Raw genomic sequence first — 18,140 nt, forward strand, 5'->3', positions numbered from 1 at the left:
CCCCCCGGCACCCGCGGGGCGGCCTTCCGGCACCGGCGTAACGGCCCCCGGCACCCGCGGGGCGGCCTTCCGGCACCGGCGTAACGGCCCCCGGCACCCGCGGGGCGGCCTTCCGGCACCGGCGTAACGGCCCCCGGCACCCGCGGGGCGGCCTTCCGGCACCGGCGTAACGGCCCCCGGCACCGGCGGGGCGGCCTCCCGGCGCCCGCGGGGCGGCGCGGGCGTAGTTCCCGAGGCCCCTCAGACCACCGGCTTGCCCGCCAGTTCCACACCCGCCTCGCGGAGCTCCTCCAGGGCCCGCTCGGTGGTCTCCTCGGCGACTCCCGCGGTCAGGTCCAGCAGCACCTGGGTGCGGAAGCCCTCCCGCGCGGCGTCCAGCGCGGTGGCCTTCACACAGTGGTCCGTGGCGATGCCCACCACGTCCACCTCGTCGACCTCACGGGCGCGCAGCCAGTCGGCCAGGGAGACGCCGTTCTCGTCCGCGCCCTGGAAACCGCTGTACGCCGCCTCGTACGCCCCCTTGTCGAAGACGGCCTCGACGGCGCCGGAGGCGACGGCCGGCGCGAAGTTCGGGTGGAAGCCCACGCCCTCGGTGCCCGCCACGCAGTGCGCGGGCCAGGAGTGGACGTAGTCGGGGTTGTCGGCGAAGTGCCCGCCGGGCGCGATGTGGAGGTCACGGGTCGCCACGACGTGGCGGTAGCCGGCGGTCGCCTGGCCGATCAGTTCGGTGATCGCGGCGGCCACGTCGGCACCCCCGGAGACCGCGAGACTGCCTCCCTCGCAGAAGTCGTTCTGCACATCGACGACGATCAAGGCGCGGCGCATGGTCGGTGTCCTTCGGCTGAGATGGTGCGGGGCGGGGCCCGGCGGGCATGTCACGGACCGCTTCGGACGGCGGGACGCGGCACGGACCACCGAGCCTAGGGATGCGGCGGACGGAACGGGAAGGGAGCATGCGGCGGCCGGACCGTGCGCTGGTCGCGCCGCCGTGCGGGCCCGCGGGCCGTCCGTCGCGGCACGGTCGTACAGGGGCGCCGGTCAGCTGACCGGGGCGGCCGGAGGCCGGGATGCGCCCCCTGTACGCCGTCGTCCTCCGTGGCGGGGTCGGCTCACACGTATTCCGTCGGAATGACCGCCTCCCCACGCGAGAGCTGCGTCGCCGAGAGCGGCAGCCCGGCCCGTGCGGCCGCGTGCCGGTCCCGTACGACGTCCAGTGGTTCCCGGGCGACGACCTCGCCGCCCTTGACCAGCTGCACCTGCAGCAGCCGGTCCTGCAGTTCCTGCGGCACCCGCCCGGTGCCGATCACCTCGGCCTCGGCCACTCCGTGGTCGTCCAGCCGGCGGGCCGCCCACTTCCGGCCGCCGACGGAGGTCTTGCCCCCGCTCGACTTCTTCGCCACCGGCACCAGCGGCGCGTCGGCGTCCGCCGACCCGGCGCGGGCGACCAGCTTGTAGACCATCGAGGCCGTCGGGTGGCCGGACCCGGTCACCAGCTGGGTGCCCACCCCGTACGCGTCCACGGGCGCCGCGCGCAGCGAGGCGATGGCGTACTCGTCGAGGTCCGAGGTCACGGTGATCCTGGTGTTCGTCGCGCCCAGCTCGTCCAGTTGCTGCCGCACCCGGTGCGCGACCAGCAGCAGGTCGCCCGAGTCGATCCGCACGGCGCCCAGCTCGGGCCCGGCGACCTCCACGGCCGCCCGTACGGCCTCGGTGACGTCGTAGGTGTCCACGAGCAGCGTGGTGCCGCCGCCCAGCGTGTTCACCTGGGCCCGGAAGGCCTCGCGCTCGGTGTCGAACAGCAGGGTGAAGGCGTGCGCCGAGGTGCCCACGGTCGGGATGTTGTACCGGAAGCCGGCCGCCAGGTCGGAGGTGGAGGTGAAGCCCCCGACGTACGCCGCGCGGGACGCGGCCACCGCCGCCAGCTCGTGGGTGCGCCGGGCACCCATCTCGATCAGCGGCCGGTCCCCGGCGGCGGAGGCCATCCGGGAGGCGGCCGCCGCGATCGCCGAGTCGTGGTTCAGGATCGACAGGATCACGGTCTCCAGCAGCACGCACTCCGCGAAGGAGCCCTCCACGCGCAGGATCGGCGACCCCGGGAAGTACACCTCGCCCTCGGGATAGCCCCAGATGTCACCGCTGAACCGGTACGAGGCGAGCCACTCCAGCGTCGCCTCGTCCACGGCGGCCCGCTCGCGCAGGAAGTTCAGCACGTCCGCGTCGAAGCGGAAGTTCTCCACCGCGTCCAGCACGCGCCCGGTGCCCGCCACCACGCCGTAGCGCCGCCCCTCGGGCAGCCGCCGGGTGAAGACCTCGAACACCGAGCGCCGCTCCGCCGTGCCCGCCGCCAGGGCGGCCTGCACCATCGTCAGCTCGTAATGGTCCGTGAAGAGCGCCGTCGAGGGCACGTCCACCGGCAGCCCCAGATCCGCTACGCCCACCAAAGCTCTCCTCGTCCGACTGTGCGACTGATCCGGCCGTCGGTCGATCCTGCTGGACGACACGGCCTCGTATGACGATCGTACTCGGATTTCGTCAGTCTGACGATTTATGGCTCCGTTCGGATTTATGGGGTCCGTTTGTGCGGGTGCCCCGTTGTGGTGGCAGCATGGGCGGTGTGACGGCGCCCGCACCCCTAGAGATCGACCAGACCGAGTCGGCGGAGGAGACCTTCGCCGTACCCGAGCCCGACGTTCCCTGGGTGACGATCGTGCACAACGACCCGGTCAACCTCATGAGCTACGTGACGTACGTCTTCCAGACGTACTTCGGCTACCCCAAGGACAAGGCCACCAAGCTCATGATGGACGTGCACCACAAGGGCCGTGCGGTGGTCTCCAGCGGCACGCGCGAGGAGATGGAACGCGACGTGCAGGCCATGCACGGCTACGGTCTGTGGGCCACCCTTCAGCAGGACCGCAACTAGCGGGCCACCCGGCGGGACCGCACCCGGCGGACCCCCGGCAGGACCGGACAGAGCACCACCCTCCAGCACGCCGGAAGCAGCGAACCGACTCCATGCCAGGACACTTCGAACCGATCTCCGGCGGCGGCGCGGCCGTCGCGCTCGACGAGGTCGAGATCTCCATCATCCGCTCGCTGGCCGTGCAGCTCCTGGAGCTCATCGGCCCCGGCCCCGCCGAGGAGGCAGGCGACGACCCGCTCGCCGAGCTGTTCGCCGAGGGGCCGAGCGAACCGCCCAAGGACCCCGTCCTCCAGCGCCTCCTCCCGGACGCCTACGGCGGCCCCGGCGCGGACGCGGCCTCGCCGGAGGAGGCGGCGGAGCAGCGCGCGTACTCGGCGGAGTTCCGCCGCTTCACCGAGAACGACCTGCGGGCGGGCAAGCGCCACAACGCCCTCGCGGTGATCCGCTCCCTGGACCGCCTGGACGCCGCGGGCGACGGCGGCGCCGTGCTGGAGCTGACGCCGGACGACTCCCGGCAGTGGCTCGGCACGCTCAACGACCTGCGCCTGGCGATCGGCGCCCGGCTGGACGTCACCGACGAGGAGGACACCGACCTCCTCTTCCGGCTGCCGGACGAGGACCCGCGCAAGCCGATGGTGATGGCGTACCTGTGGCTGGGCGGTCTCCAGGAGACGCTCGTCGAGACGCTGATGCCCTGACGGCCCCGGTGGTGTCCACGGTCACGTTTCCTCCGTATTGCACGCCGTTTCGCACGCATTCGGCGTTCGCTCAACGAACACTCAAATCCGGATAACGATCCTGTCACCGCGGGGGGCCGATGCGCCCCCTTTGGTGCCCTTCTGTGAGCCTCTCCTCGTGGCGCACGCCACACCGGTCTCCTGTCCCGCGGATGACGAGCGTGATAAATCTTCACGATCGCCCGCGGGACACCACCCATGCCCTGTCGGGTGCGCCACCGAGCCGGCCGACCGCCGGCCAGGCACCAGCTCCATCACATCCGGGGGGATCGGGACCCGATCCGTGGCCGCCGACGGCCCGGATCGACGTGGAGAAAGGCGCACCACACATGACCTCAGCGCAGGTCGGAAAGAGTCACGACGGCAGCGGGGCCGTGGGCGGCGACGCCCCCGAAGAGGGGTACGAGCGCGGCCTCAACAGCCGCCAGGTCCAGATGATCGCGATCGGCGGCGCCATCGGTGTCGGGCTCTTCCTCGGGGCCGGGGCGAACATCGCCAAGGCGGGCCCCAGCCTCATCGTGATGTACGCCCTCGCCGGCGTGATCATCTTCTTCATCATGCGGGCGCTCGGCGAGCTCCTGCTCTACCGGCCGGTCTCGGGCTCCTTCGCGGAGTACTCCCGGGAGTTCCTCGGCCCGTTCTTCGGGTACTTCACCGGCTGGACGTACTGGCTGATGTGGATCGTCACCGGCATGGCCGAGCTCACGGCCGCCGCGATCTACATCAACTACTGGTTCCCGCAGATCCCGCAGTGGGTCTCGGCACTGGTCTTCCTGGTGGTCCTGTTCGGGGCCAACCTCATCTCGGTGAAGCTGTTCGGCGAGATCGAGTTCTGGTTCTCGATGATCAAGGTCACCGCGATCATCGGCATGATCGTCATCGGTCTCGGCGTCCTCACCTTCGGTTTCAGCGCGGCCGGCGACACCGCCTCCGTCTCCAACCTCTGGGCGTTCGACGGCTTCTTCCCCAAGGGCATCGGCTCGTCCCTGATGACCCTCCAGGGCGTCATGTTCGCCTACCTCGCCGTCGAGCTGGTCGGCGTCACCGCCGGTGAGTCGGAGAACCCGGAGAAGACCCTTCCCAAGGCGATCAACACTCTGCCCTGGCGCATCGCGCTGTTCTACGTCGGTGCCCTCACCGTCATCCTCTGCGTGGTCAAGTGGACCGAGTTCGGGCCCGACGTGAGCCCCTTCGTCGCGGCCTTCGCGCAGATCGGCATCCCGGCCGGCGCCGGCATCGTCAACTTCGTGGTCCTCACCGCGGCCCTGTCGTCCTGCAACTCCGGCATGTACTCCACGGGCCGCATGCTGCGCAACCTCGCCGACAGCGGCGAGGCCCCGCGGGTCTTCAACAAGCTCTCCAGCACCAAGACGCCCGCCCTCGGCATCGCCGTCTCCGTGCTCTTCATGGGCATCGGCGTGGTCCTGAACTACACCGTCCCGGAGAAGGCCTTCGGCTACGTCACCTCGGTGGCCACCGCGGCCGGCATCTGGACCTGGCTGATGATCCTGATCAGCCACGTCAGGTACCGCCGCGAGGTGGTCGCGGGCCGGCTGCCCGCCTCCTCCTTCCCGGCCCCGGGCGGCTCGGTGTGCAGCTGGATCGCCATCGTCTTCCTGCTCGGCGTCACCGGCATGATCGCCTACGACGCCGACGCCCGCATCTGCCTGTACGTGATGGCGGGCTGGGCGGTCGCGCTGGGGATCGGCTGGCTCGTGCTGAAGCAGCGGAACCCCGAGGTCACGGCGCGCCGCAGCGGACCGGAGCTCGAGAAGACCGGCTGACCCGCGAGCGCCGGCCGGCACCACGGACCGGCATGCGGACGGCCCCGTACCACTCCTCGGTACGGGGCCGTTCTGCGTCCCTGCCCCTCTGCTTATCCTGACCGGCATGCTGACCATCACCCAGGCCCTCGTCGACCGGATCGTCGAGCACGCGCGCAAGGACCACCCCGACGAGGCGTGCGGCGTCGTCGCGGGACCCGCGGGCACGGACCGCCCCGAGCGCTTCATCCCCATGCTGAACGCGGCCCGCTCGCCCACGTTCTACGAGTTCGACTCCGGCGACCTGCTCAAGCTCTACCGCGAGATGGACGACCGTGACGAGGAACCGGTCGTGATCTATCACTCCCACACGGCCACCGAGGCGTACCCCTCCCGCACGGACATCAGCTACGCCAACGAACCCGGCGCCCACTACGTCCTCGTCTCCACCGCGGACACCGACGGCCTCGGCGACTTCCAGTTCCGCTCCTACCGCATCGTGGACGGCGTGGTCACCGAGGAGGAGGTCGAGGTGGTGGAGACGTACTGACCAGCGGACGAGCCACCTGTCCCGGAGTTCGGTCGCTATTCATCCACCATGCGAGATGCGCTTCCGGACACCGGACCGGGAATCGTTACGATGACCGCATGGTTCTGTACGACGTGAGCGAAACGACGCCGGGCGCACTGCTCGTGGCGCGGCTGCACGTCGACCTGTGCAGGCTCGCCAGCGCCATCTGTTGACACCGGTCCCCGCCGCCGTACGGCCGTGCGCCGCGGCGTCCCGCACCGCGCACCGACACGCTCCCGCGCCGCCGCGCGCACACCGACCCGACGTACCCACGAAGTCCCGACAGGAGCTCAGCCATGGCCATCGAGGTCCGCATCCCGACCATCCTCCGCCAGTACACCGACGGCCAGAAGACGGTGGAGGGCAACGGGGACACCCTCGCCGAGCTCTTCGCCGACCTCGAGACCCGGCACACCGGCATCGAGGCCCGCATCGTCGACGGCGGCCAGCTGCGCCGCTTCGTCAACGTGTACCTGAACGACGAGGACGTCCGCTTCCTCGACGGCATCAAGACCAAGCTGTCCGACGGCGACAACGTGACGATCCTGCCGGCGGTCGCCGGTGGCATGGCCTGATCGGCCACCGGGACCCATGCGTTACGACTCCCCGCTGGCCGCGGTGGGCAACACCCCCCTGGTGCGCCTGCCGCGGCTCTCGCCGTCCGCCGACGTCAGCATCTGGGCCAAGCTGGAGGACCGCAACCCGACCGGTTCGATCAAGGACCGCCCGGCCCTCCACATGATCGAACAGGCGGAGAAGGACGGCCGCCTGACCCCGGGCTGCACCATCCTGGAGCCCACCTCCGGCAACACCGGCATCTCGCTGGCCATGGCCGCCAAGCTCAAGGGCTACCGCATGGTGTGCGTGATGCCCGAGAACACCTCGCAGGAGCGCCGCGACCTGCTCGGCATGTGGGGCGCGGAGATCATCTCCTCCCCGGCCGCGGGCGGCTCCAACACCGCCGTACGGGTCGCCAAGGAACTCTCCGCCGAGCACCCCGACTGGGTGATGCTCTACCAGTACGGCAACCCGGACAACGCGGGCGCCCACTACGCCACGACGGGCCCCGAGATCCTCACCGACCTCCCCTCCCTCACCCACTTCGTCGCCGGCCTCGGCACCACCGGCACCCTCATGGGCGTCGGCCGCTACCTGCGCGAGCACAAGCCGGACGTGCGCATCGTCGCCGCCGAACCGCGCTACGACGACCTGGTCTACGGCCTGCGCAACCTCGACGAGGGCTTCGTCCCCGAGCTCTACGACGCCTCCGTCCTCACCACCCGCTTCTCGGTCGGCTCGGCCGACGCGGTCACCCGCACCCGCGAGCTGCTCCAGCAGGAGGGCATCTTCGCGGGCGTCTCCACGGGCGCCGCCCTGCACGCCGCGATCGGCGTGGGGCAGAAGGCGGTCAAGGCCGGCGAACAGGCCGACATCGTGTTCGTCGTCGCCGACGGCGGCTGGAAGTACCTCTCGACGGGCGTCTACACGGCGGCCACGACGGAGGAAGCGATCGAGACCCTGCACGGCCAGCTCTGGGCGTAGCGCCGGCGACGCGCACGCCGGCCGGGAAAGCGTCCGTCCACCGCTCCCCGGCCGGCGGTCCCCTCAGTCCGCCAGGTGCCGGACCTGGTCCCACACCAGCGGGTCCGCCACGCCCACCCGCCGCCGGAAGTCCTGTACCGGGACGTCCCTCGGCTCGTCCGTCTCCAGGAAGCTCGTGCGGCCGCGGGCCTCGCCCACCGAACCCGGCGGCAACGGGATCACCCCCGCCCGCTCCTCCCGGAACTTCGTGCTGATCCGGGCGATCCGCGCCCGGTCCCCGCGCACCGACAGCACCAGACACGGCCGGTCGTCCCCGCCCGGGGAACCGTCCGGCCCGTCGCCGTGCGGCACCCGCGTCCACCAGATCTCCGCGGGCCGCGGCCGGGGCCGCCGCACCGCCCGCCCCGCTCCCTCCGGCCGCCCGGGCCATGGAGCCGGACGCGTCCGCCGGGCCGGGCGGCGGCCCCGCCGGCCCCAGCCGTCGACCAACGTCGCCACCAGACCCAACAGCACCACCGCCGCGAGCGCCGGCCACCAGGACGTGTCCATACGCACGACGGTACCGGCGCACCCCGCGCTCCGCGCTGCCGCGCACCCGTCCTTCCGGCCCTTCGGCCACCGGGTACACGCCCCCCGCACGCCCCCCTCGACCTCGCGCGCCCCACTTCCAGCCGAACCGGTGACACCACAGGTGAGTTCGCCCACAACGGCCCCTGCCGGAGGAGCCACCCGACCTTTTGCGCCTTACGCTCGACGGACCGCACGACCCCCTTTTCCCGACCCCCGTTCCCGTCGCCAACTCGCCAGCGCGGAGGTTCCAGCTCTATGAAGCTCACCGTCGTCGGCTGCTCGGGGTCGTTCCCGTCCGCGGAATCGGCCTGCTCGAGCTACCTCGTAGAGGCCGACGGCTACCGGCTGCTTCTCGACATGGGCAACGGCGCCCTCGGCGAGCTGCAGCGCCACTGCGGTCTCTACGACCTCGACGCGATCTTCCTCAGCCATCTGCACGCCGACCACTGCATCGACATGTGCGCGTACTTCGTCGCGCGCTACTACCGCCACGACGGCGGCCGCTGCGACCCCATACCGGTCTATGGCCCCGAAGGCACCGAACAGCGCCTGACCACCGCCTACGCCGACACCCCGTCCGCCTCCTCGATGAGCGAGGTCTTCGACTTCCACACGGTCAAGCCGGGCACCTTCGAGATCGGCCCCTTCACCGTGCACACCGAGCGGGTCGCCCACCCCGTGGAGGCGTACGGCATCCGCGTCGAGCACGGCGGCCGCGCCCTGACCTACTCCGGGGACACGGGTGTCACCCCCGCCCTGGACGAACTCGCCCGCGACACCGACCTGTTCCTGTGCGAGGCCGCGTTCACGGACGGCAAGGAGAACATCCCCGACCTCCACCTCAACGGCCGGGAGGCCGGCGAGACGGCCGCCCGCGCCGGCGCCCGCCGCCTCGTCCTCACCCACATCCCGCCGTGGACCGACCCCCGGGTCAACCTCGCCGACGCCCGCACGGTGTACGACGGCCCGGTCGAGGTGGCGGCACCGCGGACCTCGTACGAGATCTGACCCCGGCAGGACCCCGGCGGAACGCCGGTGTGACCCCGGTACGGGAAGCCCGGCTGTCGCCCGGGGCCCGGAGCCGCGTACGCTGGAAAGCCCCCGGTACCACCTGTCCTGGTCCCGGGGGACCTTCTTGGTCCGGACACCGTCCGGGCACGTCCGGGCACCGCCGCGGGAGGAGCCCCTTCCGTATGTGCGGCTAGGCTCGGCGCCATGTCTCGAATCGACGGCCGTACGCCCGAACAGCTCCGCCCCGTCACCATCGAACGCGGCTGGAGCAAGCACGCCGAGGGCTCCGTCCTCGTCTCCTTCGGTGACACGAAGGTCCTCTGCACCGCCTCCGTCACGGAGGGCGTCCCCCGCTGGCGCAAGGGCAGCGGCGAGGGCTGGGTCACCGCCGAGTACGCGATGCTGCCGCGCGCCACCAACACCCGCGGCGACCGCGAGTCCGTCCGGGGCAAGATCGGGGGCCGTACCCACGAGATCTCCCGCCTCATCGGACGCTCGCTCCGCGCGGTCATCGACTACAAGGCCCTCGGCGAGAACACCATCGTCCTCGACTGCGACGTGCTCCAGGCCGACGGCGGCACCCGCACCGCCGCCATCACCGGCGCGTACGTCGCCCTGGCCGACGCGGTCGCCTGGGCACAGGGCAAGAAGCTCATCAAGGCGAACCGCCAGCCGCTGACCGGCACGGTCAGCGCGGTCTCGGTCGGCATCGTGGACGGCGTGCCGCTGCTGGACCTCCGCTACGAGGAGGACGTCAGGGCCGAGACCGACATGAACGTGGTCTGCACCGGCGACGACCGCTTCGTCGAGGTCCAGGGCACCGCCGAGGCCGAGCCGTTCGCCCGCGAGGAGCTGAACGCGCTGCTCGATCTGGCCGTGGCCGGATGCGGAGAGCTGGCCGCCCTTCAGCGCAAGGCGCTTGATACCGTCCTCGAAAGGTAAAGGACGCACCAAGAAAGGCGGGCGTCGCGGGCAACCGTGACGCACCGTCCCGGCGTCCTCACCGGTACGGGCGTGCGGCACACCACCGCACGCCCGGCCACACCGAACGGGGGCCGTGAGGCCCGAAGGGGCAGGAGGACACTTCACATGGCCGCGAGCCGTCGCCGACGCCGTACGACCATCGCCGCAGCCGTGGCCGCAGCCGCGCTCACGGTCGGCTTCGCCACGGGCTGCGACGCCGTCGACAAGGCCCTGGACTGCGTGCAGACCGCCGAGGCCGTCGCCGACAGCGTCACCGAGCTCCAGCAGGCCGTGGAGGCGGTCTCCGACGACCCCACCCGGATCGAGGAGTCCCTCACCTCGATCGACAAGAACCTCACCGAACTCGGCGACAAGACCGACGACGCCGACGTCAACAAGGCCGTCGACGACCTCCAGCAGGCCGTGACCAACGTCCGCCAGTCCGTCGAGAACGGCGACGCGACCCCGGACGTCAGCCCGATCACGGACGCGGCGGGGGAGCTGACGAAGGTGTGCACGCCGTAACGCGGCGTGATGCGAGGGCCGGGCGGCGCCCGGGAGACCGAGCCGGAATACTTACGGCCATGACCCGCCTGATCCTCGCCACCCGCAACGCCGGAAAGATCACCGAACTCAAGGCCATCCTCGCCGACGCAGGTCTGCCGCACGACCTCGTCGGCGCGGACGCCTACCCCGACGTCCCCGACGTCAAGGAGACCGGCGTCACCTTCGCCGAGAACGCCCTCCTCAAGGCCCACGCCCTCGCGCAGGCCACCGGCCTCCCGGCCGTCGCCGACGACTCGGGCCTCTGCGTGGACGTCCTGGGCGGTGCCCCCGGCATCTTCTCCGCCCGCTGGGCCGGCCGCCACGGCGACGACAGGGCCAACCTGGATCTCCTGTTGGCCCAGCTCTCCGACATCGCGGACGAGCACCGAGGCGCCCACTTCGCCTGCGCGGCGGCCCTCGCCCTGCCGGACGGCACGGAACGGGTGGTGGAGGGCCAGCTGCGCGGCACCCTGCGCTTCGCCCCCGCCGGCACGGGCGGCTTCGGCTACGACCCGATCCTCCAGGTCGAGGGCGACACCCGGACCTGCGCCGAACTGACCGCCGAGGAGAAGAACGCGATCAGCCATCGGGGGAAGGCGTTCCGGGCGTTGGTGCCGGTGGTGCGGGAGCTGTTGGGCTGAGCGCATGTCGAAGGCCCAGGTCGTCGTGTGACGCCCCGGGCCTTCTATTGCATGGTCAGTGCGGCCGGTGGGATTCGAACCCACACGGGATTTCTCCCAAGGGCACCTAAAACCCTCGCGTACTGCCTGATTTCGCCACGGCCGCGTGCCAGGCCATGCTACCCGTGACGGGAACAGTGTCCATGCGCGGTCTCTGTTCCCGCCTCGACACCAGGTACTGGTCGTTGCATGGCAGTTGGGGCAGGGCAAGCGCAGGTTCCCCTGCCGATCGTCACTCCAGTCACCGTTGATGTGATCGGTCACCAAGGTCATCGGCTTCCCGAGCCGCGACGCGCCGATACCGCATTCGTCGCACGTCTCCGGTGCGCCTGCCTCCTGCAGCGCGCGGCGGAGCATATGAGTCCTTGTGCGGTGACTGCGGTCGTGCTTGACCAGGATGCTCTCGTGGCGCCTGACCCGGGTCGGACTTGGTCTGCCTCGCTGATGCGCCTGCCCCAGGAAGTGAGCGGTCGTGAGGCGGTCCTCGGCCATCCACCGCCGCAGGAGCACCCGCTGATTACCGCTGTCGGGGCGGCCGAGGAGGCGCAGTACCCCTGTGAACGAGATCGACTCGGCGACCGCCTTCCTCAGCTCCTCCGTCGTGGGACGGGGCGGCCGACCGCGGTTATCGAAGTGCGAGATGTCGATCCCGAAGTGCGCGAAGCGCTTCAGGAGGTAGCGGCCGAGCTTGTCGTACGGCTCAGCGCCGAAGAAGGCGATGACCTCATCGAGGCCGGAGCAGCTGCCGGCGGCCTCGACCAATCGTTCTCGGGTGTACTGCACCTCCGAGGACATGACGGACGACGCCGTCGCGGTGCTGGGAGCGCTCGGCTGGGACCGGGCGCACGTCTTCGGGCACTCGCTCGGCGGGGTGATCGCCCAACGGCTCGCCCTGCGCCACCCGGACCGGGTGCTCAGGGCTCGCCCTGCGCCACCCGGACCGGGTGCTCAGCGTGACGTCCTCGGCAGCGCTGCCCAGCGATGTCTCGGGGTTCGGGGCGGCGCGCCACCTGCGGTTCGGCCTGCTGGCCAGGCTCGCCCGCACCGGGTTCCCCGAGGGGCGGGAGGGGGACGTCGAGGCGAGCCTGGCGGTCCGGTGCGGCATCGCCTCTCCCGGTCACCCCTTCGCCGAGGCCGCCGCCCGGGCCTGGGCCGAGGCCGAGGTCGAGGTCGACAGCGGGCCCCGGGACACCAGGGCGCAGAGCCGTCAGATCGGCGCCCAGTGGCACGGTCCGGAGCTGGGCGCGTTACGCCGTCCGCTGCTGGTGCTGCACGGTGAGCGGGATCCGATCCTGCGTGTCACCGCGGCGCGCGCCACCGCCCGTGCCGTCGACGGCGCACGGCTGGTGACCTTCCCCGGTGTGGGCCACGATCTCCCCGCCGCGCTGTGTCCGGCCATCGCCGGCGCGGTGCGCGAGCCGGCCGCGACCGCGCCGGCTGCCGAGGGGCGTCAGTGACCCGAAGTGAGCTTCAGCCCCACCACCGCCACCACCAGCAGGCACACGAAGAAGATCCGGGCGGCGGTGGCCGGTTCGCCGAGGACGACCATGCCGAGGACGGCGGCGCCTGCGGCGCCTATGCCGACCCAGACGCCGTACGCCGTGCCGATGGGCAGGGTGCGGGCGGCGTAGGAGAGCAGGAGCATGCTGGCGACGATGCCCGCGCCGGTGGCGAGGCTCGGCCAGAGGCGGGTGAAACCGTCGGTGTACTTCATCCCGATCGACCAGCCGACTTCGAGCAGACCGGCGATGATCAGCAGAATCCAGGCCATGACAGGCACCTCCGGGAAACGAGACGGGCTTCTCGTGGTGCGTCGTCTTTTCCTGTGACCCGGTACGGCGCGTCTCGTCGGGGTGTCTCTTCAGAGTAGCAACGCCTGGTGCGTACGGCTGTGCGAGGGGCCGGTGACCACGGTCACCGGCCCCTCGACTTCTTCACGTGCGCTGCTACAGGTACAGGCCCGTCGAGTCCTCCGAGCCCTCGAAGCGGTCCGCCGCCACCGCGTGCAGGTCCCGTTCGCGCATCAGGACGTACGCGGTGCCCCGCACCTCCACCTCCGCACGGTCCTCGGGGTCGTACAGCACGCGGTCGCCGGGCTCCACCGTGCGGACGTTCTGGCCGACCGCGACGACCTCGGCCCAGGCGAGGCGTCGGCCGACGGCCGCCGTCGCCGGGATCAGGATGCCTCCGCCGGAGCGGCGTTCGCCCTCGGAGGTGTCCTGCCGCACGAGCACACGGTCGTGCAGCATGCGGATGGGCAGCTTGTCGTCGTTGGTCTTCTCGCTCACGCCCCGAATTTACCTGCCTTCCCGTGACTCGTCGCACGCAGGGAGGTCGGTTCCCGCAGGGAGTGTCAGTCCTTGCGGCGGCGGGCGCTCAGCGCGAGCAGCCCGACGACCCCGACGACCACCAGGGCGACCGGCACGATGCGCTCCAGCCGGGGCGCGCCGTCCTCTCCCACCAGCTGGCCCCTCACGTCGGTCACCACCCGGTTCACGCCTACGTACGCCCGGCCGAGGGTGTGGTCGATGTTGGACGCGACCCTGGCCTTGGCGTCGCCGACGATGGTCTTCGGGTGGACCCGGACGCCGATCTCGTCGAGCGTCTCGGCGAGCCGCTCGCGGCGCCGCCTGATGTCCGCCTCGATCTGAGCAGGTGTTCTGGTGTCCGGGGTGTCCGCCACCGCGCTGCCTCCGTGGTCCGTCGTCGAAGCCTGTTGACGACAGTTTGTCAGCTCGGCGCGACGGCGCACCGTCAGGACCCCCGATTACGCTCGGGGACGGCATTCTTTCCGCACGATTCCCGACCGAACACGCACGACCGAGGAGACCAGCCGATGAGCGAGCGACTTCAGCCCGGCGACACCGCCCCCGCCTTCACCCTGCCGGACGCCGACGGCAACGAGGTCTCGCTGGCCGACCACAAGGGCCGCAAGGTCATCGTCTACTTCTACCCGGCCGCCCTGACCCCGGGCTGCACCAAGCAGGCCTGCGACTTCACGGACAACCTGGAGCTCCTGGCGGGCGCCGGCTACGACGTGATCGGCATCTCCCCGGACAAGCCGGAGAAGCTCGCGAAGTTCCGCGAGAAGGAGGACCTGAAGGTCACGCTGCTCGCCGACCCCGAGAAGGCGGTCCTCACGGCGTACGGCGCCTTCGGCGAGAAGAAGCTGTACGGGAAGGTCGTCACCGGTGTGATCCGCTCCACGGTCGTCGTGGACGAGGACGGCAAGGTGGAGCGGGCGCTGTACAACGTGAAGGCGACCGGGCACGTCGCGAAGATCATCAAGGATCTGGGCGTCTGAGCCGGGCCGCCGCGCTCACCCGAGTACGGGAGGGGCCCGCACCGGATCGCTCCGGTGCGGGCCCCTCCCGTGTCCCTACGGCGTGGTCGGGTCAGTAGTCCTCGGGCATGCGCATGAACGCGCCCGCCGTGAGGCCCGTGCCCGCCGTGTCCCCGGTGCCGGCCGAGCCGCCGTCCGCCGGGCCGCCGGGTCCGCCGGTTTCGCCGGTTCCCGCCGAACCGCCGCCCTCTGAGCCGGTCGTGTCACCGCCGGGGCCCGGGACGCCTCCCGGGCCCGACCAGTCACCGTCCGAGCCGGTCGAGTCGCCCGAGCCCGGGGTGCCGGTGCCGCCGTCCCCGCCGCCGGGGCCGGTGCCGGGGTCCGTGCTGGGCGGGGTCTGGCTGCCGGTGTCCCCGCCGGGCGCCTCGGTGTCGCCGCCCGTGGCGGTCCCGCCGGTCTCCTGCTCGCCGGGCGCGCTCGGGGCGTCGTCGGAGGGCTCGGAGGGCGGGGCCTGGATCACGTCCGCGCCGTCCTGGATCTCCAGGTCGAAGTCGTTCACGGGCTCGCCCTCCAGGGCCGCCTTCGTGTACTGGGCCCAGATCTGGGCGGGCGGACCGCTGCCGCTGACGCGCGGCAGGCCCATCGCCCCGTACAGCGGCTGCTGCACGCCGGTGTCCGGGTCCTGTCCCATGACGGTGACCACGGTGGCGAGGTCGGGCGTGAAGCCGGCGAACCAGGCCGCCTTGTCCTGCTCCGCCGTACCCGTCTTGCCGGCCGCCGGGTGGCCCGAGGCCTGGGCCGCCGTCCCGCTGCCGTTCTGGACGACCGACCGCAGCACGGACGTCGTCGTGTCGGCGGCCTCCCGGTCGACGGCCTGCCGGGTCTTCCGCTCGGGGAGCGTGATCTCCTGGCCGTTCTTGGTGATCTTCGCGACGAGGGTGTACGGGGTGTTCTTGCCGTGGTTGGCGAGGGTCGCGTACGCCTCCGTCATGTCCAGCACGCTCGCGGTGGCGGTGCCGAGGGCGACGGCCGGGTACGGGTCCATGTTCGGGGTGTTCTCCGGCACGCCCAGGGCGATCGCGGTCTTCTCGACCCGCTCCGGGCCGACGTCGACCGCCATCTGCGCGTACACCGAGTTCACGGACTTGTCGGTGGCCTCGGTGACGGTGAGGTCGCCGTAGTCGACGTCGTCCTGGTTCTCGGGGGCGTACAGGCCACCGCTCCAGCCCTCCACGGGACGCTGGCTGGTGCCGTCGTAGATCGTGTTCGGGGTGATCGGCTGACCGCCCTGGGTGTGCGAGCCGTTCTCGACCGCCGAGGTGAACACGAACGGCTTGAACGTCGAACCGACCTGGTAGTCGCGGCGCGTCGCGTTGTTGATGTACTGCTGCGTGAAGTCGATGCCGCCGTACATGGCGAGCACCTTGCCGGTCTTCGGGTCGATGGAGACGCCGCCGACGCGGACGTAGTTGTCGACCTTGTTGTTCTCCTTGTCCAGCTTGTCCATGACCTGCTCGTTCACGGCCGTGGTGAAGGCGTCCTGCTTGTCCTTCTCCAGGGTGGTCGTGATGCGGTAGCCGCCGGACCGGAGGGTCTCCTCGTCGAGGACGCCGCTCTCGTCCAGGTACTGCTTGACCGCCTCGACGAGGTAGCCGCGCTGGCCGGACATGCCGGTGGAGGACGACACGGTCTGCTTCGGCGTCGGGAACTCCGTCTTGTCCCGCTCGGCCTGCGACAGCCAGCCCTCCTTGACCATGCCGTCGAGGACGTAGTTCCAGCGCGCCAGGGCCGCTTCCTTGCCCTCGGGGTGCGCGATCACGTCGTACATGCTGGGGGCGTTGAGCAGGGACGCCAGGTACGCGCCCTGGGCGGCCGTCAGCTCGTCCGCGTCGATGCCGTAGTAGGCCTGGGCGGCGGCCTGGATGCCGTACGCGTTGCGGCCGAAGAAGCTGGTGTTGAGGTAGCCCTCGAGGATCTCGTCCTTGGACTTCTCGTTGTCCAGCTTGATCGCGATGAAGAACTCCTTGGCCTTGCGGCTGACGGTCTGCTCCTGGCCCAGGTAGTAGTTCTTCACGTACTGCTGGGTGATCGTCGAGCCGGACTGCTTGCCCTTGCCGGTCGCGGTGTTCCAGGCCGCGCGGACCATGGCGGTCGGGTCGACGGCCGACTCGGTGTAGAAGTCGCGGTCCTCGGCGGCCAGCACGGCGTGCTGGGCGTCCTTGGAGATCTGCGCGAGTGTCACGTTCTCGCGGTTGACGGTGTCGCGGGCGTCGCGGGCGAGCTGGCTGCCGTCCGCGTACAGGTACACGTTGGCCTGCTTGGTCGCGGCGGCGTTCGCCGCGGGGATCTCCACGAGCTGGTAGCCGAGCACGAGCCCGCCGATGACCAGCAGCGCCCCGACCAGGAAGGTGCCGAGCACCATCCGCCAGGTCGGGAGGAGCCGCCGCCAGCCGGTGCGCTTGGGGCGCTTGGGCTTCTTGCCGCCGGAGGCGGCGGCCTGCGCGGTGACCTGGGTGGCGGTCCCGGTGCCGGGCGTGGTGCTGTTCCGGGCCGCGGCGGCGGGGGTGACGGCGGCGAGGACGGTGGTGGGGGTGTCCGGTGTGTCGCCGGTCGCCGCGCCGCCGGCTCCGCCGGGGGAGGACGCGGTGCGCTTCGCGGGGGTGGGAGTGACGGCGGCGAGGACGGTCGTCGGCGTGTCCGAGCCGTCGCCGGAACCGTCACCCGAACCGCCGCGCGGGCCCTTGCCCGGGCCTGCGGTGCCCTTCTTGCCGCCGCCGTCACCGGGGGAGACGGCGGCGAGGACGGTCGTGGGCGTGTCCGAACCGGCGTTCGAGCCGTTGCCCGCGTCGCCCTTCTTGCCCGCGCCGTTCGCGCCTCCGCCACCCGGCTTCGCCCCCTTGGCCGATGCGGCCGACGCAGCCGAACCCTGGCCGCCGGGACGACCGGTCCCCGCTCCGCCGCGGGTGCCCGCGGGCGCGCCGTTCGGGCGCGTGCCGGATGCGCGGGCCGTCGGCCCCGAAGCCGTGGCTCCCGCTCCCGCACCGGTGGCGGACCCGTTCCGCGGGGCTCCGCCGGAGTCGCCGCCCCGGGCCCCGCCGGAGCCGGCCCCGTGAGCCTTGCCCGGCTCGCCGCCCCGGGCCCCGCCCGGCTCGCCGCCCCGGGCTCTCACCGGACCGGCCGCACCGAAGCCCTGGCCCCCGGCCGAGCCGGTGCCGTCCTGACCATTCCGGCTCCCCCGGCCGTTGCGGCCGTCCGGGCCGGCCGGGCTGCCGTTCCGGCCGTCCTGGCCACTCCGGCCGCCCGGACCGTCCTGGCCGTTCCGGCCACCTCGGCCGTCCTGGCCGCCTCGGCCGCCCGAGGTGTCCTGACCGTTTCGGTCACCCTGGCCACCCCGACTGGTCCGGCCGTCCTGGCCACTGGAGGCGCCGTGGGTCTGCCCACCGAGGCCGCCCGGACCGTCCTGGCCGTTCCGGCCGCCTCGGCCGTCCTGGCCGCCTCGGCCGCCCGAGGTGTCCTGACCGTTTCGGCCGGTCTCGCCACCTCGGCCGTTC

At 71.7% G+C, this 18,140-nt stretch carries 20 protein-coding genes, 1 tRNA gene, 1 pseudogene and 1 riboswitch; of the genes and pseudogenes, 14 read left to right on the forward strand and 8 right to left on the reverse strand.

Annotated elements, in window-relative coordinates:
* Positions 1–240 precede the first annotated feature (240 nt).
* Positions 241–825, reverse strand: coding sequence for a nicotinamidase (locus tag IEZ04_RS11915; protein ID WP_189216764.1), 585 nt, complete (start codon positions 823–825; stop codon positions 241–243).
* Between the two features lie 284 nt (positions 826–1,109).
* The gene (locus tag IEZ04_RS11920; protein ID WP_189216765.1) at positions 1,110–2,438 is read right to left on the reverse strand and encodes a nicotinate phosphoribosyltransferase; all 1,329 of its coding nucleotides are present in this window, start codon (positions 2,436–2,438) and stop codon (positions 1,110–1,112) included.
* A gap of 167 nt (positions 2,439–2,605) precedes the next feature.
* Here IEZ04_RS11920 and clpS point away from each other — a divergent pair, with 167 nt between their 5' ends.
* The 7 genes from clpS (at position 2,606) to IEZ04_RS11950 (ending at position 7,536) form a co-directional block, all read left to right on the forward strand.
* The gene (clpS, locus tag IEZ04_RS11925) at positions 2,606–2,923 is read left to right on the forward strand and encodes an ATP-dependent Clp protease adapter ClpS (protein WP_189216766.1); all 318 of its coding nucleotides are present in this window, start codon (positions 2,606–2,608) and stop codon (positions 2,921–2,923) included.
* A gap of 92 nt (positions 2,924–3,015) precedes the next feature.
* Complete coding sequence (locus IEZ04_RS11930; protein WP_189216767.1) at positions 3,016–3,621, forward strand: DUF2017 domain-containing protein; 606 nt, start codon at positions 3,016–3,018, stop codon at positions 3,619–3,621.
* A gap of 368 nt (positions 3,622–3,989) precedes the next feature.
* Positions 3,990–5,444: an amino acid permease gene (locus IEZ04_RS11935; RefSeq protein WP_189216768.1), complete on the forward strand. Its 1,455-nt coding sequence runs from the start codon at positions 3,990–3,992 to the stop codon at positions 5,442–5,444.
* A 106-nt stretch (positions 5,445–5,550) separates the two neighbouring features.
* The gene (locus IEZ04_RS11940) at positions 5,551–5,973 is read left to right on the forward strand and encodes a M67 family metallopeptidase (RefSeq protein ID WP_189216769.1); all 423 of its coding nucleotides are present in this window, start codon (positions 5,551–5,553) and stop codon (positions 5,971–5,973) included.
* Positions 5,974–6,071: 98 nt separating this feature from the next.
* Positions 6,072–6,167 (forward strand): putative leader peptide, encoded by a 96-nt coding sequence (locus tag IEZ04_RS35950; protein ID WP_346158622.1) that lies wholly within the window; start codon positions 6,072–6,074, stop codon positions 6,165–6,167.
* Positions 6,168–6,290: 123 nt separating this feature from the next.
* On the forward strand, positions 6,291–6,569 hold the full coding sequence (locus tag IEZ04_RS11945; RefSeq protein ID WP_189216770.1) for a MoaD/ThiS family protein: 279 nt from the start codon (positions 6,291–6,293) through the stop codon (positions 6,567–6,569).
* A 16-nt stretch (positions 6,570–6,585) separates the two neighbouring features.
* The gene (locus IEZ04_RS11950) at positions 6,586–7,536 is read left to right on the forward strand and encodes a PLP-dependent cysteine synthase family protein (RefSeq protein ID WP_189216771.1); all 951 of its coding nucleotides are present in this window, start codon (positions 6,586–6,588) and stop codon (positions 7,534–7,536) included.
* 63 nt (positions 7,537–7,599) lie between these two features.
* Here the strand turns inward: IEZ04_RS11950 and IEZ04_RS11955 are convergent, their stop codons facing one another.
* Positions 7,600–8,085, reverse strand: coding sequence for a type II toxin-antitoxin system PemK/MazF family toxin (locus IEZ04_RS11955; RefSeq protein ID WP_189216772.1), 486 nt, complete (start codon positions 8,083–8,085; stop codon positions 7,600–7,602).
* A gap of 276 nt (positions 8,086–8,361) precedes the next feature.
* Here IEZ04_RS11955 and IEZ04_RS11960 point away from each other — a divergent pair, with 276 nt between their 5' ends.
* The 4 genes from IEZ04_RS11960 to rdgB all read left to right on the forward strand — a co-directional run bounded on the left by IEZ04_RS11960 (position 8,362) and on the right by rdgB (position 11,267).
* The gene (locus IEZ04_RS11960; RefSeq protein ID WP_189216773.1) at positions 8,362–9,114 is read left to right on the forward strand and encodes an MBL fold metallo-hydrolase; all 753 of its coding nucleotides are present in this window, start codon (positions 8,362–8,364) and stop codon (positions 9,112–9,114) included.
* Positions 9,115–9,321: 207 nt separating this feature from the next.
* Positions 9,322–10,059 carry a ribonuclease PH gene (rph, locus tag IEZ04_RS11965; RefSeq protein ID WP_189216774.1) on the forward strand — a complete coding sequence of 246 codons (738 nt, stop codon included), beginning with the start codon at positions 9,322–9,324 and terminating at the stop codon, positions 10,057–10,059.
* A gap of 147 nt (positions 10,060–10,206) precedes the next feature.
* Entirely contained in the window at positions 10,207–10,605 is a 399-nt protein-coding gene (locus IEZ04_RS11970; RefSeq protein ID WP_189216775.1) for a hypothetical protein, read from the forward strand.
* Between the two features lie 59 nt (positions 10,606–10,664).
* Positions 10,665–11,267, forward strand: a complete 603-nt coding sequence (gene rdgB, locus IEZ04_RS11975) for an RdgB/HAM1 family non-canonical purine NTP pyrophosphatase (RefSeq protein ID WP_189216776.1) — start codon at positions 10,665–10,667, stop codon at positions 11,265–11,267.
* A 59-nt stretch (positions 11,268–11,326) separates the two neighbouring features.
* Here rdgB and IEZ04_RS11980 read toward each other — a convergent pair.
* Positions 11,327–11,412: transfer RNA gene (locus IEZ04_RS11980), tRNA-Leu, on the reverse strand.
* 687 nt (positions 11,413–12,099) lie between these two features.
* Here IEZ04_RS11980 and IEZ04_RS35780 point away from each other — a divergent pair.
* Positions 12,100–12,144: pseudogene (locus IEZ04_RS35780) on the forward strand (hypothetical protein); the annotation flags it as partial.
* A gap of 115 nt (positions 12,145–12,259) precedes the next feature.
* Positions 12,260–12,763 carry an alpha/beta fold hydrolase gene (locus tag IEZ04_RS11985; protein WP_308429796.1) on the forward strand — a complete coding sequence of 168 codons (504 nt, stop codon included), beginning with the start codon at positions 12,260–12,262 and terminating at the stop codon, positions 12,761–12,763.
* On the opposite strand, the gene sugE is transcribed toward IEZ04_RS11985, so the two are convergent.
* The 3 genes from sugE to IEZ04_RS12005 all read right to left on the reverse strand — a co-directional run bounded on the left by sugE (position 12,757) and on the right by IEZ04_RS12005 (position 13,989).
* Positions 12,757–13,077: a quaternary ammonium compound efflux SMR transporter SugE gene (gene sugE, locus IEZ04_RS11995; protein ID WP_189216779.1), complete on the reverse strand. Its 321-nt coding sequence runs from the start codon at positions 13,075–13,077 to the stop codon at positions 12,757–12,759. The two genes, IEZ04_RS11985 and sugE, sit on opposite strands and share 7 nt — an antisense overlap.
* 36 nt (positions 13,078–13,113) lie before the next feature.
* Positions 13,114–13,182, reverse strand: a riboswitch (guanidine-III (ykkC-III) riboswitch).
* A gap of 70 nt (positions 13,183–13,252) precedes the next feature.
* Positions 13,253–13,594, reverse strand: coding sequence for a GroES family chaperonin (locus IEZ04_RS12000; protein ID WP_189216780.1), 342 nt, complete (start codon positions 13,592–13,594; stop codon positions 13,253–13,255).
* A 65-nt stretch (positions 13,595–13,659) separates the two neighbouring features.
* Complete coding sequence (locus tag IEZ04_RS12005; protein WP_189216781.1) at positions 13,660–13,989, reverse strand: DUF3618 domain-containing protein; 330 nt, start codon at positions 13,987–13,989, stop codon at positions 13,660–13,662.
* A gap of 153 nt (positions 13,990–14,142) precedes the next feature.
* Here IEZ04_RS12005 and bcp point away from each other — a divergent pair, with 153 nt between their 5' ends.
* Positions 14,143–14,610 carry a thioredoxin-dependent thiol peroxidase gene (gene bcp, locus IEZ04_RS12010; RefSeq protein ID WP_189216782.1) on the forward strand — a complete coding sequence of 156 codons (468 nt, stop codon included), beginning with the start codon at positions 14,143–14,145 and terminating at the stop codon, positions 14,608–14,610.
* A gap of 91 nt (positions 14,611–14,701) precedes the next feature.
* Here bcp and IEZ04_RS12015 read toward each other — a convergent pair whose 3' ends face one another.
* On the reverse strand, positions 14,702–17,758 hold the full coding sequence (locus IEZ04_RS12015; RefSeq protein WP_229820991.1) for a transglycosylase domain-containing protein: 3,057 nt from the start codon (positions 17,756–17,758) through the stop codon (positions 14,702–14,704).
* Positions 17,759–18,140: the final 382 nt, after the last annotated feature.

The sequence above is a fragment of the Streptomyces ruber genome (assembly GCF_014648075.1).
GTDB classification, from domain to species: domain Bacteria; phylum Actinomycetota; class Actinomycetes; order Streptomycetales; family Streptomycetaceae; genus Streptomyces; species Streptomyces ruber.

Bases quoted from the DNA above. Each gene is read 5' to 3' on its own strand.
- IEZ04_RS11915 (WP_189216764.1), bottom strand. From the start codon at position 825: ATGCGCCGCGCCTTGATCGTCGTCGATGTGCAGAACGACTTCTGCGAG.
- clpS (WP_189216766.1), top strand. From the start codon at position 2,606: ATGGGCGGTGTGACGGCGCCCGCACCCCTAGAGATCGACCAGACCGAG.
- IEZ04_RS11930 (WP_189216767.1), top strand. From the start codon at position 3,016: ATGCCAGGACACTTCGAACCGATCTCCGGCGGCGGCGCGGCCGTCGCG.
- IEZ04_RS11935 (WP_189216768.1), top strand. From the start codon at position 3,990: ATGACCTCAGCGCAGGTCGGAAAGAGTCACGACGGCAGCGGGGCCGTG.
- IEZ04_RS11940 (WP_189216769.1), top strand. From the start codon at position 5,551: ATGCTGACCATCACCCAGGCCCTCGTCGACCGGATCGTCGAGCACGCG.
- IEZ04_RS35950 (WP_346158622.1), top strand. From the start codon at position 6,072: ATGGTTCTGTACGACGTGAGCGAAACGACGCCGGGCGCACTGCTCGTG.
- IEZ04_RS11945 (WP_189216770.1), top strand. From the start codon at position 6,291: ATGGCCATCGAGGTCCGCATCCCGACCATCCTCCGCCAGTACACCGAC.
- IEZ04_RS11950 (WP_189216771.1), top strand. From the start codon at position 6,586: ATGCGTTACGACTCCCCGCTGGCCGCGGTGGGCAACACCCCCCTGGTG.
- IEZ04_RS11955 (WP_189216772.1), bottom strand. From the start codon at position 8,085: ATGGACACGTCCTGGTGGCCGGCGCTCGCGGCGGTGGTGCTGTTGGGT.
- IEZ04_RS11960 (WP_189216773.1), top strand. From the start codon at position 8,362: ATGAAGCTCACCGTCGTCGGCTGCTCGGGGTCGTTCCCGTCCGCGGAA.
- rph (WP_189216774.1), top strand. From the start codon at position 9,322: ATGTCTCGAATCGACGGCCGTACGCCCGAACAGCTCCGCCCCGTCACC.
- IEZ04_RS11970 (WP_189216775.1), top strand. From the start codon at position 10,207: ATGGCCGCGAGCCGTCGCCGACGCCGTACGACCATCGCCGCAGCCGTG.
- rdgB (WP_189216776.1), top strand. From the start codon at position 10,665: ATGACCCGCCTGATCCTCGCCACCCGCAACGCCGGAAAGATCACCGAA.
- sugE (WP_189216779.1), bottom strand. From the start codon at position 13,077: ATGGCCTGGATTCTGCTGATCATCGCCGGTCTGCTCGAAGTCGGCTGG.
- bcp (WP_189216782.1), top strand. From the start codon at position 14,143: ATGAGCGAGCGACTTCAGCCCGGCGACACCGCCCCCGCCTTCACCCTG.